Below are 13,266 nucleotides of genomic sequence, written 5' to 3'. Positions count from 1 at the left end.
TATGAAGATACTTATTAATCATGAATGGAAAAAATCTTGACGGAGAGGAATCTCTCGCTGTCGTGCGTGGATTTGTCGATAAAATCGACAAATCTACCATCGTAGGATGGGCATATAATGGGACGGATGAGCCTGTAGTTATCCGTCTGTTGTGTAATGGAGTCGTTCTAGGGATCATCAAAGCCGATTTGTATAGAGAGGACCTCGAGCAGTCTGGTATAGGTGATGGATGTCATGGTTTTTGTTTCAATGTCGTAGGTGGGTTACCTTCAGGAGAGTTAATCCAAATTGAAGCAAGAGAAGCCGTGAGTGGCGTCGAGTTGGAGGGTTCTCCCTGCCAAGTCGAAATCCCGGCTGAGCCACGACACGTTACTGCATTAGCAAATTTGCAGGAAGGAAAGCATGCAGGCATTCTGGATACTGTTGAAAGGCGCTGTATAGCGGGGTGGGCATGGGACGAAAGCCATCCCGAAAATTCTGTTGGCATACAGGTAATTGTTAATGATTGTGTATTAATAAACTCTATAGCAAATAGGTTTCGAGAAGATTTAAAAGAATGTGGGATTGGAACGGGCTATTATGGATTCATTATAATATTACCAGAATTATTATCACCACATATATGCAATACCGTCCGTGTTATCAGAGATGATGGAGCTGAATTACAGGGTTCCCCAGTTATTATCGAAGCAGTTTCCATTTTTGATCCAGATATACTTTGGTTCATGCAGCTTGCAGCAAAGCGCGTTGGAAATAATGAAGAGAGAGAGCGAATTTCGGAAATACTTCTGTCAACGTTGGATATTTTGAAGACAACGGCTAATGACGAAATATCTGGTTATGACAAGCATTCCATTGAACGACAGAAGGCTTTGACATCGGGTTTTGAAGATCCTTCTCGGAAGATTAAAAATCGTTATAAACGTGCGCTAGTGATAGATAGTAGATTTCCAAATCCAAGTCGCGATGCTGGCTCAAATGCTATTATATCGCATATTCGTGCACTTTCAGATATGGGATACGATGTTTCTTTTATTGCGTTAAATGAAACAAAGGCGACCAAAGAACAAAAGAATTTTTTGGAAAAAGATGGGATCCAAATTTTAGAGGCCCCGCTTTTTGATACTGTGGAAGTAGTTTTACGCAATCAACGTGATAGTTTTTCCTTGATTTATCTCCATCGAGTGGAGGTGGCGCAGGCTTATATCGGTCTTGCAAGATGCTTTCAGGCGCGCGCTCGTATCATTTTTAGTGTTGCCGATCTGTCTTATTTAAGATTGGAACGCCAAGCCATAGAACTTGATGATATGGAATTAAAGAGTAAGGCGCAGCGTGTACGGGTTCTGGAGCGAATTTGTGCCATTCAGGCTGACGCGTTAATTACGCATTCAACAGAAGAAATGCGTATTCTGAAAGAACTAGCGCCGCGAACTCCTGTTTTTGTTGTGCCATGGGCGATTGAAACGCCTCCCGTTATTCAACGACTTCAAAATCGTAGCGGTTGTCTTTTTGTCGGGCATTACGCTCATCAACCTAATCTTGATGCAGCCTTCTGGTTAATAGAAGAAATTATGCCCCTTGTTCACAAGCAGCGTCCAGATATCATTTGTTATCTTGTTGGCTCTCATATGCCAGAGCGTCTTCGGAATACCACAAGTCCGGGCATAGAAATTCTTGGTCATGTTCAGGATCTGAATGAAGTTTTTAGCAGGGTAAGGATTGGCGTTGCGCCTCTTCGCTTTGGAGCGGGTATTAAAGGCAAGGTTCTTGAAATGTTGGGGTGGGGTCTTCCTGTTGTCATGACACCTGTCGCTGCTGAAGGGATCCCTCTTCCGGTAGAGTTGAAGGAGGTTGTTGTGGAGAAGGGCGCTGATAGTATTGCGAATATGATTATTTCCATGCATGATGACAGAGATATTGACAGTATATCAAGAATTGGCGTTTCTTTTATTAGGGAAAAATATTGTATTTCTTCAATAATAAATTCAATGAAGAAAATCGAGTAATATAATATATTTTTAATTAATTATCAGTGGGAATTTATCGTGTCTTTATAATTATTATGGAAAATTTTTTTGGGTTTCGTGGACGAGATTTGGCAGTAACGTCACTGATTGATTCAGGGCCGCTTTTTAGAGTCATTGTTGGGTGATCGTATTGAGCTTTCTGATGAAGGATGAACCCTTATCGGGACGCTGCTTTCGTTCGAAAAAGGGTCATGGCTGTCGTCCTGCGCAAAACAATCGTCTGTCTGCCTCATGACTCTGGCAAGTGGAATAGCGTGTTCCGACGCTACCGACGCTGGGTGACGACGGGCGTGTGCGATGCGGTGCAGGAAATCCTGGCTGAAGCGGTCGAACGAGATACCACATCAGACATGATCGACAGCACGGCGACCCGGGCGCATCATTATATCGTCGTTATAAAAAGGATCTCAGGCAACCGAGCTGTTTGGCCGATCGCGTGACAGTTTCACCGCCAAACTGCAGGCCCGATACGACGTCAGGGGTGTCCTATCGGTTTTGTCCTGACGCCGACATAGACACACGATGTCCATGGTTTCGGCTCGCTGTTCCGTATGATCCCTGACAGGATCAAGGCATTCCTAGCCGACAAAGGTTACGATGGAGAGCTCGTGACCAACAGGCCCTGCATCGCCTATCACCAATACCGGTAAAGATTATGGCCCCAGAACTTTCTTCATCGCGGCTCTTTGCATTGATCTTGGCATTAGGCGGTTGGAAAACACGACGATCTTGTTCATGATCCCGGCTGTGACACTCGCCTTTCCTTTCCAAAGTGCCGAAAGACCACTTTGCACGACTGGGCGGGGCTGCATGGTCAACATCCGCAATACAGTTGAAACGCTCGCACCAGCCACCGCGTCAAAGCCCGTTTCCGTATGGCCCGGGCAAAGGACAGTCACCTTTACACCGCGAGGGCGGAGTTCATCGTGCAGCGCCTCTCCGAAAGAAAGCACATAGGCTTTCGTCGCAGCATAGGCCGCGTAGGTCGGCACGGGCTGAAATGCCAGAATGCTGGACACAAGCAGAATATGACCATTGCCGCGCTCCGCCATGGCCGCGCCAAACATATAGCTTAACTCAGTAAGCGCCGTGATATTAAGCTGGATCATGTCGGCGGTTCGCTCAATCGGAATATCCAGAAAATCTCCATGCAGGCCATAGCCAGCATTATTCACCAGAATATCGATCTGGAGCGATCGGGCATCCAGCCTCTCTCTGAGACGACCGGCCGCTCCGGGGCTGGCCAGATCAAACGGTTCAACAATGACATCCACACCATGTTGAAGCCGAAGTCTTTCCGCCAGCGTCTCCATCGACTCCTGTCGTCTGGCGACAAGAACAAGATCCACTCCCTGCGCTGCCAGTAAATCGGCAAAATCGACACCCAGACCACTTGAAGCCCCAGTGACCAAGGCTCTTTTACCGCGGGTAATCGTTTCATGTGTTCCAGAAATATTCTGTGCCATATTCTACTCTTTCAACTTTGATGCTTACTGAAACAACGACCACGACAAGTCTGTTGATGGCCTAACGTGAGGCTATTTGGAGACCGTCCGCCGCTCCTTCCCAGCCGCCGCCGATCGCTCTGAAGGATCGGACAGCGGCCCGGGCGGTTTCGCTCTGGTTATCGGCCTGGCGGTCTTCGGCCTCGAGCAACTGCCGGTTGGCATCAAGGACATCCGTGAGAGGAATAACCCCCGCCTTGTAGGACTGGCTGGAAAGATCACGAGCCTGGGTCAAAGAAGCCACTTCGGTTCTGAGATCGTCTCCACGTTTTTCAGACTGAGCCAACGCCATAAAAGCGTTTTCCACGTCTTCGGCCGCGTGAAGAACCGTTGACCGATACTGTGCCAGTTGTTCGGCATGTGCGCTTTTTGCCTGCTGGACTTCCGCATCGATCTTGCCGAAATCGAAAATCCTCCACCGAAGAGCGCCGGACGCCGACGGCCCGAAACCTGCGGGCGTGACATTACCAATGGGCAGAATTGCTGGCGAAGGCGAGGCAAAAGCCAATTCCTGTGCATAAGTCTCCGGCTGGGCGCCCATCAGGACATCCAGCCGGTTAAGCTGAACCTCTAACGCGACCCGTAGTACCGGCACTGTCTCGCGTGCGGACTGAAGAAGGGCCTGCGCCTGATCAAGCTCACGCTGCGATGCAACGCCGCGGTCCCGCTTTTGCTGCACAAGATCAAACAAGTGCCGATCCGTTGAGATCTGATCCTGCGCGACGCGTAGCCGGGCCTGATATCCCCGTATCTGGAAATAAGCGTCCGCGGCATCACCTGCGACACTGATCCGTACGCCCGCGCTCTGCGCAACAGCAGCTTCGGCTTCATCCCGGGCCGCCTCATGCCCACGTCTCAGACCGCCAAACAGATCCAGTTCCCAACTGGCTACGCCATGCATATCATAAGCTCGCTGATCGCGGTTATAGCCCGGAAAATTCCGCGCCATGCGGCCAATCAGTCCTTCGTTGGACAGTCGATAAGCCGAAACCTGCGGAGCAAAATCCAGTGTCGGCAGCATTTGTGCAGCAGCAGCCTCAGCCGCACCATGAGCCTGTCTTATGCGCCCGATTGCCGCTTCCAGATCAAGATTCTGCGTCAGAACACGCTGTTCTATACGGACCAGTTCAGCGTCGTGAAATGACTCCCACCAGCGATCCAGAGAAGTCTGGCCGCCGTCACACCCTCGCAAGTCGACATTATGAAACGCGGCAAGATCCGAGTGAGGTGCCTTGTAATTTGGCCCCACCGCACATGCCCCGAGACTTAACATAGCCGCAAGTGACAAACGCGTTCTCGCGAAGTGCACGCCCCTTGAGGGCTTCATAAACATCGCTCGTGCGGTGTGATCGACGGCCATACGCTCATGCCCCAAATGTGATCCAGCAATCATATCTGGCTCTACAATGCGAGTGAATGGTTTTCACATTCGTCACTCGTTGTCAATATTGGGTAACAGAGCTATGAAGGACGGGTCAAACAAGGGGCAAAACGATGACCAGAAAACCTTCCGGGCAGCGAGGCCCCGTCGATCATGACCGTCGGGACCAGATCATCACGGCGGCACACGAGCACTTCCGGCGGTACGGCTATAAAAAAACCACAGTCGCGGATCTGGCAAAAGCGATCGGTCTGTCCACCGCCTATCTCTATAAATTCTTCGACTCAAAAAAAGCTATTGGCGAAGCGATCTGCACCCTCTGCCACGACAAGCTCCTGACCGACATCCAGACCGTCGTGAGAGAAGACATCACACCCCCTGAAAAACTGCGAAAAACCTTTCAGTCTCTTGCTCATAATGGAGCGGATCTCTTCATTCATGATCGTAAAATGCACGATATTGTCGCGTCCGCAATTGAGGAGAAATGGCACGCCGCCATCGCCTTCGATCAGGAATTGAGCAGCATTATCCGCCACATTATTCTGGAAGGGCGTGAACAGGGAGAGTTCGAACGCAAGACGCCGATTGATGAAGCCTGCCGCGCCATCACACTCAGCCTTCAGCCCATTCGGCATCCCGTTCTTCTCGAATACAATCTGGAGACCCTCGATACCGATGCCACGATGATTGCCAATCTGGTTCTGCGCAGCCTCGCACCGTAAATTTTAAGTGACGATTTGACATTTCGTTCACCAATAAACAGGATAAGTCACCAATCTTGTCCTGGAGCCCTCAATGGCCGTCTTGCGCCTGCCCCGCCTTACGGCGGCAACTTTGTTCGCCACTCTAGGACTCGTCGGCTGCAAACGAGCGGCTCACTCCGACCCTCGCGTTGCCGATCGTATCGTTCAGACCGCCCAGATCGAAAATGCGCGCGCCGACACGTACCAATTCACCGGGACTGTCTTCGCGCGGGTGCAAAGCGATCTGAGCTTTCGTATTCAAGGCAAAATTATTGAGCGTCTGGTTGACGTCTGCCAGCAGGTAAAGGCTGGTCAGGTGCTGATGCGGCTTGACCCGACTGATTACGTTCACGCCCTGACGGCACAGACAGGGAGCATGGCTTCCGCGCGTGCCCGTTGGGTAAAGGCTGCCGCCGATGAAAAGCGCTATCGCGGCCTTGTTGGTACGGGAGCAGCGTCTGCCTTAACCTACGACGAAGTGAAAGCAGAAGCTGACAGCGCAAAAGCCCAGCTCGATGCCGCCATCGCTCAGGAAAAAGTTGCCCGCAATCAGGACGATTATTCACTGCTCCGCGCCGATGCCGACGGGGTTATCGTCCAGACACTGGCAGAACCGGGCCAGGTTGTATCAAGCGGCCAAGCCGTCATCGTCCTGGCTCATGCCGGTCCCCGCGAAGCGCGCGTCGATCTTCCGGAAGGCCTTCGTCCAGCGTTGCATTCAGAAGCAAGCGCTTTTCTCTATGGCGGCGCTCAGAAGATCTCTGCCCATTTGCGAGAGCTTTCCGATGCCTCGGATGCCTCAACGCGCACCTATGCGGCACGCTATGTCTTGGAAGGCGAAGGCGCATCGGCTCCTCTGGGAACGACGGTCAGGGTCGAACTCCCGTTCGATCAGGACGCACAGAGTCTTCAGGTTCCTCTGGGAGCACTGGATGACGAAGGACAGGGTCAGGGCATATGGATCGTAGACAACAAAACGTCCCGCGTCAGTTTCCATAAGGTCGCCGTCACACATCTGACAGAAGAAAACGCCGTCCTCACTCCTGCCAGCGACCCCACATTGCACTCTGGAGCGACGATTGTCGCAACAGGAGGCCATTACTTGCATCCCGACGAGCATGTGTCACTCGCTCACGAAAAGGTGGCGATGCAATGAGCCGCTTCAACCTTTCGGCTCTGGCGGTTCGCGAGCGCGGGATCACCCTCTTTCTGATTATCGCCCTCAGTCTCGCCGGGGCTTTTTCCTTCAAACAACTCGGGCGTGCTGAAGACCCGACTTTTACGGTCAAAAGCTTTACCATCTCTGCTGTCTGGCCAGGTGCCACGGCACAGGAGATGCAGGATCTCGTCGCAGATCCTCTCGAAAAAAGACTTCAGGAACTTCAGTGGTATGACCGGGTCGAAACCCTCTCCAGGCCCGGAATGACCGTTCTTCTGGTCACACTAAAGGACAACACGCCGCCATCTGCGGTGCCAGAACAGTTCTATCAGGCGCGCAAAAAGCTTTTTGATACGACCCCCAAACTACCGCGCGGCGTCATGGGGCCTTTTGTCAACGACGAATACAGCGACGTCGATTTCGCCGTTTATGCGATCGAAGGCCATGGTCTGCCCGAACGGCTGCTGGTTCGCCATGCCGAGACCATCCGCCAGCGCCTGCTGCATGTGCCGGGCGTGCGAAAAGTCGACATCGTCGGAGAACGTCCCGAGCAGATTTTCGTCAATCTTTCCAACGCGCGCCTCGCCACACTTGGCATCCGGCCGCAGGATATTTTCAATACTCTTTCCCACCAGAACAGCGTCACGGCAGCGGGTTCGATCGATACCAGCGGTCCACAGGTTTTCATCCGTCTGGATGGCCGTTTCAACGATCTCGAAGCGATCCGCAACACACCCGTCGCAGCCAATGGCCGAACCTTCCGAATAGGCGACATCGCTACAGTCGATCGTGGTTATGAAGATCCTCCGACCTACCTGATCCGGCACAATGGCGAGCAGGCGCTGGTCCTCAATGTCGTAATGCAGGAGCACTGGAACGGTCAGACACTGGGGCTTGCGCTCGATGACGCAGGCAAGACCCTCTCGGCAGGCCTTCCCCAAGGCGTCACGCTAACAAAAGTCGTCGATCAGGCGGTGAATATTCACGCGGCGGTCGGCGAGTTCATGCTCAAGTTTTTTGTGGCGCTGATCGTGGTGATGATTGTCAGCCTCATTAGTCTTGGCTGGCGTGTGGGCATTGTGGTTGCCGCTGCTGTTCCCCTTACGCTTGCGACCGTCATGATCATCATGCATCTGACTGGCCGGGCACTTGATCGTATTACTCTTGGCGCCCTGATTATTTCCCTTGGCCTTCTGGTGGACGATGCCATCATCGCAATCGAGATGATGGTGGTGAAACTTGAGGAAGGATATGAACGCACCAGCGCTGCGGCCTATGCCTGGAGCCATACCGCTACCCCAATGCTCGCTGGCACACTCGTCACGGTTATTGGCTTTACACCGGTGGGTTTCGCCCAATCCACGGCTGGCGAATATGCGGGCAACATCTTTTGGGTGGTCGGATTTGCACTGATCACTTCGTGGGTCGTTGCGGTCGTTTTCACGCCTTATATGGGGGTAAAGCTTCTCCCCAAAATCCATAAGGTCGGTAACGAGCACGGCTCGCCTTACATGACGCCGCGCTATCAGAGGTTTCGTCGCCTTGTTATCTGGGCAGTGCGTCGCAAGTTCATGGTTGCGGGCAGTGTCGCAGCAGCTTTCCTTCTGGCGGTCATGGGAATGGGAGCCGTCAAACAACAGTTCTTTCCGACATCCGATCGTCCCGAAGTACTCGTTGAAGTCCAGATGCCCGAAGGTACGAGCATTGAAGCAACCAGCAAAATCACCGCACGCGTGGAAAACTGGCTACGCACCCAGCCGGAAGTCACCATCGTCACGAGTTATGTAGGTGCCGGCGCGCCCCGTTTCTTCTTTGCCTATAACCCTGAACTTCCCGATCCGTCCTTTGCGAAAATTATCGTTCTGCCCCCGAACGAAAAAGCGCGTGACCGTCTTAAATTCAAGCTCAGAGCGCAGGTCGCGCAGGGATTGGCGCCGGAAGCCCGCATCCGTGCAACGCAACTCGTCTTCGGCCCCTATTCTCACTTTCCCGTCGCATTTCGTGTCATGGGTCCTGATGCGGACGAATTGCGAGTGATTGCGCGGCAAGTGCAGGACATCATGAGGCAAAACCCGAATACCCGCCAGGTGAATACCGACTGGGGCGAACGCGCTCCTACAGCTCATTTCGTGCTGGATCAGGCCCGTTTGCGGCTCGTTGGCTTAACACCCGAAGAGACCGCTTCCCAGATTCAATTTCTCCTTCTGGGTATTCCAGTCACTCAAGTACGCGAGGATATCCGGACCGTCGATCTGATCGCCCGAAGCGCGGGTCATGACCGCCTCAATCCTGATCGTCTCAAGGACATGACCATCAGCAATAACACAGGTAAAGCGATTTCCCTGAGCCAGATCGGTCATCTCGACTACCGCGCAGAAGACCCCATCCTGCGCAGGCGGGACCGTGTGCCGACCATTACGGTACAAAGCGATATCGACGAAAACCTTCAGCCCCCACAAGTCTCGGCAGAGATTGAAGCTGCTTTGGCTCATCTGAAGGCAACCCTGCCGCCCGGCTATCGTATCGAAACGGGTGGAAATACAGAGGAAGCTGGAAAGGCTAATCGCGCTCTGCTTCCGATCTTTCCGGTGATGGTCCTCCTGACCCTTCTCGTTCTGGTCATTGAGACACGCACCATGTCCGCCATGATAATGGTCTTTTTAACAGCACCATTGGGGCTGGTTGGTACTGTTCCCGTCCTGCTGCTCTTTCATCAGCCTTTTGGCTTCAATGCAATTCTGGGACTGATCGGACTATCGGGCATATTGATGCGCAACACACTGATCTTGATAGGGCAGATCAAGGTCAATCAGGCTGCGGGACTTGATCCTTTTCATGCCGTCGTTGAAGCCACCGTGCAGCGTGCACGCCCAGTCATTCTGACTGCGCTCGCGGCTGTACTGGCCTTTATTCCTCTGACAGAATCAGTGTTCTGGGGTTCGATGGCCTTTACCCTCATTGGAGGAACCGTTGCAGGAACAGTGCTGATTCTGCTCTTTCTGCCCGCTCTTTATGCGATCTGGTACAAAATAAAGCCAAGCGCAAACGTATGAACACAGAAAATCGTAATGGCCCCGAAACAGAGGCAGGGAATTCAAAAACCCTGTCCCCTTCCCTCCGCCCATTTCCAGCACGGCACCGAAGCGTGCGCTTGCTGGGGGAAAGCTTTATACAAATCAGACGTAGTCATCACGCATGACGGAGAAGCGTTCATGAAACTCTACAATCTCGAACTCTCCGGCAATTGTTATAAGGTGCGCCTCTTGGCAGCCTTGGCCCGAATTCATCTGGAACATGTACCCGTGGACCTCGCGGCAGGCGAGCAGCGCACTCCAGAATTCACGGCCCTGAATCCGTTTCAGGAAGTGCCAGTTCTGATCGACGGGGAGATCGTTCTGCGTGATTCCCAGGCGATCCTCGTCTATCTGGCCGGCCAACTTGCGGACAGAACATGGTGGCCACAAGAACCAGCAGCCCAGGCTGAAATCGTGCAATGGCTTTCCATCGCCGCAAACGAGGTACGCGACGGCCCAAACACGGCCCGCCTGATCCGCAAATTTGGCTATGACCGTTCGATGGAGGGCGCACGTCTTGTCACGCAGCGACTTTTGCCTCTGTTGGACCAGCATCTAAGCGTCCATGACTGGTTCGCTCTTAACCGACCGACCATCGCGGACTGTGCATTATTTCCCTATCTTGCGCTCGCCCATGAAGGCGGGATCGACATCACCCCTTTCAGCGCGCTGACACGCTGGATCGATCGTGTTCGGGCGCTACCGGAATTCGTGCCGATGCCCGGCATTAACAGATGACACTTAACGGCCCCGCAACGCTTTCCCCGAACTGGATCGAGACGATTCTGCCTCGTGTTGATTTTCGGGAAAGACATAGTATCGATATTGCGGCTCCTCCGGGACGCATTCTTGACTGCGCGATGGACTACCGCTTGAAACATGATCCGCTGGTTCGTGCTGCCGTAAAGCTACGCGAACTGCCCATGCATATGTTGGGACGTACCAGTCGACCACCCTTTGATCAGGACGATTTTACCTTTTTAGGACGTGATGGAGACAGCACCCTTGCTTTCGGGCTGGTTGGTGCATTCTGGGAAGCCGATTACGGGTTACTCCCATGCCGTTCAGTGGAAGATTTCCGGAGTTGCGCAAAGCAGAACGTTTGCAGACTTGTGCTTTCCTTCACGCTTCTGCCTCTGACACACGGAAGAGCGCGCCTCACGACCGAGACATGTATCTACTGTCCTACGCCCGCGACCCGACGACGTTTCGCGCCTTACTGGTATCTTATCCGCCCCGTGAGCGGACTGATCCGCAGACGCATGTTAGCTTATGTGCGCGCGCATGCTGAACGCCGCAGCAAAGTTAGAACACTCACCGGCTGATGCCGGGAACCCGCCTAAGTCCCTTCGCAAGAAAATCAACGCAGAGACGGACCCGGGTCAGGTTCGTCCGTTCCGGCGCGATCAGCATACTCAGCGGCACGGGCGACAGCGTATAATCTGGCAGTATATGCTCAAGACGACCATCCCGCAGGCAGTCCTCTATCAGCCACCGATGGGCCGGCCCGTAGCCTCGACCTGCAAGAAACGCATCCCGCGCTGCCAAACCATGATCGACGATTAAACGACCGTGGAACGGCACAACGTGATTTCTGCCCCTCGCACTCCGCAAAACTAGCCGGTCCGATCCATGCACACGAGACATCCGCACGCCCTCAAGCTGACGCAGGTCCTCGGGGCTCCGCACAGGACCGTTGCGACGCAGCCATTCGGGAGATGCGACCAGCATACGCTGACTCTCGCCAAGGGAGCGCAGTTTCATCGCGCAATCGCTCAGGGGGCCAAGACGGATGGCAATATCAACACCGTCACGCACCAAATCAATACGCTCGTCCGTCAGACCGAATTCCACCCTGATCCCTGGGTTCTCGTCCTGAAAAGCATAGACGAGACGACTGACATGCAGAACACCCAACGCACCCGTACAGGAAATACGCACCGTTCCGGCAGTTGCCTGCCGTGTGTCGCGCATTTCCTGACTTGCCTGTTCGACGAGGGAAAGAATCTGCACGCACTGTGCATAATATCGCGTCCCTTCGTCTGTTAACGCGGTCCGGCGCGTGGTGCGCGTCAGTAACGAGACACCCAGAGCCTCTTCAAGTTCACGCAGATGCCGCGTCACTGTCGATTGTCCGGCACCGGTTTCCCGTGCAACGGCGGCCAGATTGCCGCGTTCAGCGATGCGTACAAAGGTTCGCATCCGTTCCAGCGAGATCAGGGATTGTTCCATTTTTCGGCACGGTGCCTTCCGCTATCTTCATATGGGAGAAGAATAGCCTATCGCCTAATCTTGCCGGGAAACGAACCTTTTTTGCAAAGACGAGGCCCCACGCATGAATGTCCTGATCGTGTTCGCCCATCCCGAACGACACTCCCTCAATGGCGCTCTTCTCGATATCGCAGTCGCCGAACTGCAATCGCAGGGGCACGAGGTCAAAGTCTCTGATCTTTATACCATGCACTGGAAAGCGAATGTCGACCGCAGCGATTTCCCGGATCTGCCTGCCGACGAGCGCCTGAAAGTGGCATCTGCATCTTCCCGTGCATTCGCAGCGGAAGGCCTAACGGATGACGTGAAAGCAGAACAGGAGAAACTTCGCTGGGCCGATACCGTGATTTTCCAGTTCCCGCTCTGGTGGTTCGCCATGCCGGCGATCCTCAAAGGCTGGGTTGACCGCGTTTATGCCTGTGGCTTTGCGTATGGCGTTGGTGAACACAGCGATCGCCGCTGGGGGGATCGCTATGGCGAAGGCATGATGGCAGGCAAGCGCGCCATGCTAATCGTCACGACCGGAGGTTGGCCGGAGCATTATTCCGAACGCGGGATCAATGGTCAGATCGATGATCTGCTGTTTCCGATCAACCATGGCATTCTGTTCTATCCCGGCTTCACAGTGCTACCGCCTTTCGTGGCTTACAGGACAGACCGACTGGATGACGCACGTTTCGAAATTGTGTCCGAACAACTTCGCGAGCGTATGCGCACGCTCGCAACGACAACGCCGATCCCATACCGGAATCAAAACGGCGGCGACTACCAGATCCCGACGATGCAACTGAAACCCGGCCGGGAGACACCAGGCGCCGTTCGTTTTGCCTTGCATGTTGCAGAACCAAAGTCCTGTCTCCGCGACTGTGAGGACTAGCGTCCCGACCATCACGCGAACGTGAATCCCGACAAAACAAGCCCTATTACTTTTTCGTTTGTTTCCTATGTGTTTCCTGCGCGGGGAATTGGGTAACAAAAAACCCGCCTGATAAGGGCGGGTTTATCGTGTCCTATCAAGGACTTAGCACATGGTTGCGGGGGTAGGATTTGAACCTACGGCCTTCAGGTTATGAGCCTGACGAGCTACCGGGCTGCTCCACCCCGCG

11 protein-coding genes and 1 tRNA gene are annotated in these 13,266 nt (G+C 53.6%); 8 read left to right on the top strand and 4 right to left on the bottom strand.

From position 1 onward, the window contains the following. The first annotated feature begins 20 nt into the window (after positions 1 to 20). Together JK176_RS01990 and JK176_RS01985 are read left to right on the top strand one after the other, a co-directional pair. Positions 21 to 2,006, top strand: a complete 1,986-nt coding sequence (locus JK176_RS01990) for a glycosyltransferase family 4 protein (protein WP_211586171.1) — start codon at positions 21 to 23, stop codon at positions 2,004 to 2,006. Positions 2,007 to 2,218: 212 nt separating this feature from the next. Next, positions 2,219 to 2,467: a hypothetical protein gene (locus tag JK176_RS01985; protein ID WP_194262195.1), complete on the top strand. Its 249-nt coding sequence runs from the start codon at positions 2,219 to 2,221 to the stop codon at positions 2,465 to 2,467. A 213-nt stretch (positions 2,468 to 2,680) separates the two neighbouring features. Here the strand turns inward: JK176_RS01985 and JK176_RS01980 are convergent, their stop codons facing one another. Together JK176_RS01980 and JK176_RS01975 are read right to left on the bottom strand one after the other, a co-directional pair. Then, on the bottom strand, positions 2,681 to 3,493 hold the full coding sequence (locus tag JK176_RS01980) for an SDR family oxidoreductase (protein ID WP_211586169.1): 813 nt from the start codon (positions 3,491 to 3,493) through the stop codon (positions 2,681 to 2,683). 61 nt (positions 3,494 to 3,554) lie between these two features. After that, the gene (locus JK176_RS01975) at positions 3,555 to 4,781 is read right to left on the bottom strand and encodes a TolC family protein (protein ID WP_349291891.1); all 1,227 of its coding nucleotides are present in this window, start codon (positions 4,779 to 4,781) and stop codon (positions 3,555 to 3,557) included. 245 nt (positions 4,782 to 5,026) lie between these two features. Here JK176_RS01975 and JK176_RS01970 point away from each other — a divergent pair, with 245 nt between their 5' ends. The 5 genes from JK176_RS01970 (at position 5,027) to JK176_RS01950 (ending at position 11,214) form a co-directional block, all read left to right on the top strand. After that, positions 5,027 to 5,635 carry a TetR/AcrR family transcriptional regulator gene (locus tag JK176_RS01970; protein WP_194267856.1) on the top strand — a complete coding sequence of 203 codons (609 nt, stop codon included), beginning with the start codon at positions 5,027 to 5,029 and terminating at the stop codon, positions 5,633 to 5,635. A gap of 73 nt (positions 5,636 to 5,708) precedes the next feature. After that, positions 5,709 to 6,812, top strand: coding sequence for an efflux RND transporter periplasmic adaptor subunit (locus JK176_RS01965; protein WP_211586168.1), 1,104 nt, complete (start codon positions 5,709 to 5,711; stop codon positions 6,810 to 6,812). Beyond that, the gene (locus JK176_RS01960; protein ID WP_211586167.1) at positions 6,809 to 9,868 is read left to right on the top strand and encodes an efflux RND transporter permease subunit; all 3,060 of its coding nucleotides are present in this window, start codon (positions 6,809 to 6,811) and stop codon (positions 9,866 to 9,868) included. The genes JK176_RS01965 and JK176_RS01960 overlap by 4 nt, the downstream gene beginning before the upstream one ends. 159 nt (positions 9,869 to 10,027) lie before the next feature. Continuing rightward, complete coding sequence (locus tag JK176_RS01955) at positions 10,028 to 10,627, top strand: glutathione S-transferase family protein (RefSeq protein ID WP_211586166.1); 600 nt, start codon at positions 10,028 to 10,030, stop codon at positions 10,625 to 10,627. Further along, positions 10,624 to 11,214 carry a hypothetical protein gene (locus JK176_RS01950; protein WP_211586165.1) on the top strand — a complete coding sequence of 197 codons (591 nt, stop codon included), beginning with the start codon at positions 10,624 to 10,626 and terminating at the stop codon, positions 11,212 to 11,214. The genes JK176_RS01955 and JK176_RS01950 overlap by 4 nt, the downstream gene beginning before the upstream one ends. Here JK176_RS01950 and JK176_RS01945 read toward each other — a convergent pair. After that, the gene (locus tag JK176_RS01945) at positions 11,204 to 12,121 is read right to left on the bottom strand and encodes a LysR family transcriptional regulator (protein WP_211586164.1); all 918 of its coding nucleotides are present in this window, start codon (positions 12,119 to 12,121) and stop codon (positions 11,204 to 11,206) included. The genes JK176_RS01950 and JK176_RS01945 overlap by 11 nt on opposite strands. A gap of 103 nt (positions 12,122 to 12,224) precedes the next feature. Between JK176_RS01945 and JK176_RS01940 the strand changes: the two genes are divergently transcribed. Next, positions 12,225 to 13,037, top strand: a complete 813-nt coding sequence (locus JK176_RS01940) for an NAD(P)H-dependent oxidoreductase (RefSeq protein WP_211586163.1) — start codon at positions 12,225 to 12,227, stop codon at positions 13,035 to 13,037. Between the two features lie 152 nt (positions 13,038 to 13,189). On the opposite strand, the gene JK176_RS01935 is transcribed toward JK176_RS01940, so the two are convergent. Further along, positions 13,190 to 13,266 (bottom strand) — tRNA-Met (locus JK176_RS01935).

Source organism: Gluconobacter sp. Dm-73 (assembly GCF_018256215.1).
In the GTDB taxonomy this organism is placed as follows: domain Bacteria; phylum Pseudomonadota; class Alphaproteobacteria; order Acetobacterales; family Acetobacteraceae; genus Gluconobacter; species Gluconobacter cadivus.
This window is presented reverse-complemented; position numbering and strand designations above follow the sequence as displayed.

Bases quoted from the DNA above. Each gene is read 5' to 3' on its own strand.
- JK176_RS01980 (WP_211586169.1), bottom strand. From the start codon at position 3,493: ATGGCACAGAATATTTCTGGAACACATGAAACGATTACCCGCGGTAAA.
- JK176_RS01990 (WP_211586171.1), top strand. From the start codon at position 21: ATGAATGGAAAAAATCTTGACGGAGAGGAATCTCTCGCTGTCGTGCGT.
- JK176_RS01960 (WP_211586167.1), top strand. From the start codon at position 6,809: ATGAGCCGCTTCAACCTTTCGGCTCTGGCGGTTCGCGAGCGCGGGATC.
- JK176_RS01965 (WP_211586168.1), top strand. From the start codon at position 5,709: ATGGCCGTCTTGCGCCTGCCCCGCCTTACGGCGGCAACTTTGTTCGCC.
- JK176_RS01945 (WP_211586164.1), bottom strand. From the start codon at position 12,121: ATGGAACAATCCCTGATCTCGCTGGAACGGATGCGAACCTTTGTACGC.
- JK176_RS01985 (WP_194262195.1), top strand. From the start codon at position 2,219: ATGGCTGTCGTCCTGCGCAAAACAATCGTCTGTCTGCCTCATGACTCT.
- JK176_RS01970 (WP_194267856.1), top strand. From the start codon at position 5,027: ATGACCAGAAAACCTTCCGGGCAGCGAGGCCCCGTCGATCATGACCGT.
- JK176_RS01955 (WP_211586166.1), top strand. From the start codon at position 10,028: ATGAAACTCTACAATCTCGAACTCTCCGGCAATTGTTATAAGGTGCGC.
- JK176_RS01950 (WP_211586165.1), top strand. From the start codon at position 10,624: ATGACACTTAACGGCCCCGCAACGCTTTCCCCGAACTGGATCGAGACG.
- JK176_RS01940 (WP_211586163.1), top strand. From the start codon at position 12,225: ATGAATGTCCTGATCGTGTTCGCCCATCCCGAACGACACTCCCTCAAT.